A 1087-nucleotide genomic window follows, 5' to 3' on the forward strand; every position below is an offset into this window, starting at 1 on the left:
AGTGACGGTACCTGCAGAAAAAGCACCGGCTAACTACGTGCCAGCAGCCGCGGTAATACGTAGGGTGCAAGCGTTATCCGGAATTATTGGGCGTAAAGAGCTCGTAGGCGGTCTGTCGCGTCTGCTGTGAAATTCCGAGGCTCAACCTCGGGCTTGCAGTGGGTACGGGCAGACTAGAGTGCGGTAGGGGAGATTGGAATTCCTGGTGTAGCGGTGGAATGCGCAGATATCAGGAGGAACACCGATGGCGAAGGCAGATCTCTGGGCCGTAACTGACGCTGAGGAGCGAAAGGGTGGGGAGCAAACAGGCTTAGATACCCTGGTAGTCCACCCCGTAAACGTTGGGAACTAGTTGTGGGGTCCTTTCCACGGATTCCGTGACGCAGCTAACGCATTAAGTTCCCCGCCTGGGGAGTACGGCCGCAAGGCTAAAACTCAAAGGAATTGACGGGGACCCGCACAAGCGGCGGAGCATGCGGATTAATTCGATGCAACGCGAAGAACCTTACCAAGGCTTGACATACACGAGAACGGGCCAGAAATGGTCAACTCTTTGGACACTCGTGAACAGGTGGTGCATGGTTGTCGTCAGCTCGTGTCGTGAGATGTTGGGTTAAGTCCCGCAACGAGCGCAACCCTCGTTCTATGTTGCCAGCACGTAATGGTGGGAACTCATGGGATACTGCCGGGGTCAACTCGGAGGAAGGTGGGGATGACGTCAAATCATCATGCCCCTTATGTCTTGGGCTTCACGCATGCTACAATGGCCGGTACAATGGGCTGCGATACCGTAAGGTGGAGCGAATCCCAAAAAGCCGGTCCCAGTTCGGATTGAGGTCTGCAACTCGACCTCATGAAGTCGGAGTCGCTAGTAATCGCAGATCAGCAACGCTGCGGTGAATACGTTCCCGGGTCTTGTACACACCGCCCGTCAAGTCATGAAAGTCGGTAACACCTGAAGCCGGTGGCCTAACCCCTTGTGGGAGGGAGCTGTCGAAGGTGGGATCGGTAATTAGGACTAAGTCGTAACAAGGTAGCCGTACCGGAAGGTGCGGCTGGATCACCTCCTTTCTAAGGAGCACTGCAG

Annotated in this window: 1 rRNA gene; it reads left to right on the forward strand. The window is 55.4% G+C overall.

Going from position 1 to position 1087, the window contains the following annotated elements:
* Positions 1–1071, forward strand: a 16S ribosomal RNA gene (locus ACWIDW_RS14830); the annotation flags it as partial.
* Positions 1072–1087 lie beyond the last annotated feature (16 nt).

It is taken from the genome of Microbacterium sp. NPDC055312 (genome assembly GCF_053645675.1).